The sequence below is a fragment of the Nonomuraea sp. NPDC001684 genome, from assembly GCF_053596515.1.
Genome location: NZ_JBSFGJ010000743.1, coordinates 1 through 2,780, shown reverse-complemented (window position 1 = coordinate 2,780; position 2,780 = coordinate 1). Strand labels below are relative to the sequence as shown.

Here is a 2,780-nt window from a genome sequence, read left to right as displayed (position 1 = left end):
ATGGTCGTGGCGGGGGTCGTGCCCACTGATCCGGCCCTCGGCTATCCGCCGGGCCTCCAGCAGGTCCCTGGCCAGGGCGGCGGGCATCGGCTCGCCGCCGCACAGCACCGTGCGCCCGGCCAGCTCGCGCCCGGCCTCCGGCGCGATCAGCCGCCACGCGGTGGGGGTGGCCTGCACGACCTGGACGTCGCTCGCGGCGATCAGCTCCAGGAACCTGCCCGGCTGCACCTGGTCCTCGTCGGAGGCCACGACCACGGTGCCGCCGGAGGCCAGCGGCAGCAGCAGCTCCAGCCAGGAGATGTCGAAGGAGGTGGTGGTGGACCACAGGACGCTGGTGGGCGCGCCCAGCCGGTCGGCGAAGTCGAGCACGAGGTTCGTCAGGTTCGCGTGGGTGACCTGCACGCCCTTGGGCTGCCCGGTGGAGCCGGAGGTGTAGATGACATAGGCGATGTCCCCGGCCCCGGCGGGTCCGGGCTCTCCCGGCGTGCCGGGCATCGGCACGACCGGCGTCCCGCCCGCCCAGTGCGGACCGCCCGCCGCGACGACCAGCCGCGCCCCCGAGTCGGCCACCTGGAAGGCCAGGCGCGACTCCGGTTGCCGCACGTCCAGCGGCAGGAACGCGGCTCCCGCCTGCCACACGCCGAGGACCGCCGCCACCAGGTCCGCCGAGCGTCCCAGGGCCAGGGCGACGACGTCGCCGCCGCCCACCCCTCGCTCGCGCAGCAGGTCGCGGACCGCGGCCGCGCGCCCCAGCAGCTCGTCGTAGGTGACCTCGTGCCCGCCCTCGCGCACCGCCACGGCCGGGCCCGGCACGATGCGCCCGGCCAGCGTGCCCGGCCAGGTACGGCCCGTGTCGTTGACCCGGTCGAGCAGCGCCCGGTCGGCCGGGGAGAACACGTCCGGCACGCCGCCGCGCGCCGCCTGCCGCACCACCGCGCACAGCCTGGCGGTGAACGCCGCGATCTCGTCCTCGTCGTGCACCTCGGTGCTGTGCACCATGCGGACGGTGAGCCGGTCCGGCTCCTGGATGACGTTGCACTGCATGTCCAGGCGGCTGCGGTCGATCAGGTTGTCGACGTATCCGGGCACCTCGCCCTGGATGTGCACCTTCTCGTCGCTCCAGGGCCGGTAGTTGAACATGTGCCGGAACAGCGGGACCCGCCAGTCGTCCGTGCCGTGCCCGCGGCGGGTCAGCACCGCCTCCACCGAGGCCCCGGCGTGCTCGACGCCCTCCGCGAACGCCTCCTCCACGCGCCTGGCGACCTGTTCGAAGTCGTCGTCCAGCTCGACGTGGACGCGCAGCGGCAGGGTGCTCACGGCGTAGCCGACGCGCCGGTGCTGCTCGCCCGTCTTGGTGCTGACCGGCATGCCGATCACCAGGTCCGGCCCGGCGCCGTGCCCGCGCAGCGTCAGCAGGAAGGCGGTGGCCAGCACGATGTTGCCGGTGGTGCGCAGCCTGGCGCGCAGCTCGTCCAGGGCCGCCACCGTCTCGGCGTCCACCTGCCAGGAGCAGGTGTGCCCGGCGAACGTCGGACGGCCCGGCGAGTGCCGGCTGCCCGGCAGCACCATGGCGCCGGGGTCGACGCCGTCGAGCCGGTCCAGCCAGTAGCCGATCGACTCCTCCGACGGCTCCCCCGGCTCCAGCATCGGCGCGGGCCCCGCCAGCTCCGGGGGCAGCGAGCCGTGCCCGGTCTGGCTGTCGTAGAAGCGGCCCAGCTCCTCCACCAGGAGCTGCATGGAGGTGCCGTCGATGATGATGTGGTGGCCGGCCAGGCACACCACGGTTCCCGCGCCGTCGGGCAGGGTGAAGTGTCCCACCCTGATGAGCAGGTCGCGGCCCAGGTCGAAGGGCTCGTCCAGGAAGGCTCGCAGGTCCGCGACCAGCGTCTCCTCCGTCGTGGCCCGGGTCTCGACCTTCAGCTGGGCGTCCTGCGGGGCCACCAGGTGCCGGACGGGCGTCCCGTCCACCACGGGGAACCGCAGGCGCAGCGCCGGGTGCCGCTTGACCAGCCGGTTCACCGCGATCTGCAGCGGCAGCCGGCGCAGCGGCGTCTCGAACCTGAGCGCCACCGCCAGGTTCGACACGCCGCTGTCCGGCGCGAGCTGCTCCAGCACCCAGAACGAGTACGGCACCGCCGACAGCGGGCGCGGCTCCTCCACGGAGGCGGGCAGCTCCGGCTGCGGCCTCGGGATGGGGACGCGTTGCAGCGGATGATCGGGGTCGAGCGCGGCCCAGTCCACCCGGCCGCCGCCCGTCCAGAACCTGGCCACGGCGGCCAGCAGCCCCGCCCGGTCGGGACCCGCCTCGACGTCGGCCCCGGCGTTCGCCCGCGTGAGGGCGGCGAGCGTGTCGTGCGGCGAGGGGTCGTCCGCGAGGGCCACGGGGTCCGGGACGTCCGGCAGCACGCCCCAGGCGGCGAGGGTGGCGGCCAGCCCGTAGGCGGCGGTGAGGGCGGGTGACGCCTGGACGCCGCGGGCTTCGAGTGCCTCTTCGCACACGTCCACGGCCTGGGTGAACACCGGCTCCACGCCGTACAGGCCGGCTGGCTCGGCGGAGAGGGTCGGGCGGACCGGCTCCTGCTCGTAGGCGTGCTCCCGGCCCAGGGCGAGGGCGGCCTCCGCGGCGCTCCGGCAGACCACCGCGCCGCGCACGGGGTGGTGGACGCGTCCCTGCTGGAGGGTGCCCGCCACGTCGGCGTAGCGGTCCTCCGGCAGCCCTGCGAAGAAGCCGGCCAGGCTGCGCCGTGCCGACTCGGCCTCCTCGCGGGTGCGGCCGGACC

General features: G+C 75.3%; 1 protein-coding gene. It reads right to left on the bottom strand.

The window, feature by feature from the left end; genetic code table 11:
* Positions 1–2,780, bottom strand: a 2,780-nt coding sequence (locus tag ACWCSD_RS51015) for an AMP-binding protein (protein ID WP_449926861.1), incomplete at both ends; no start/stop codon positions are given.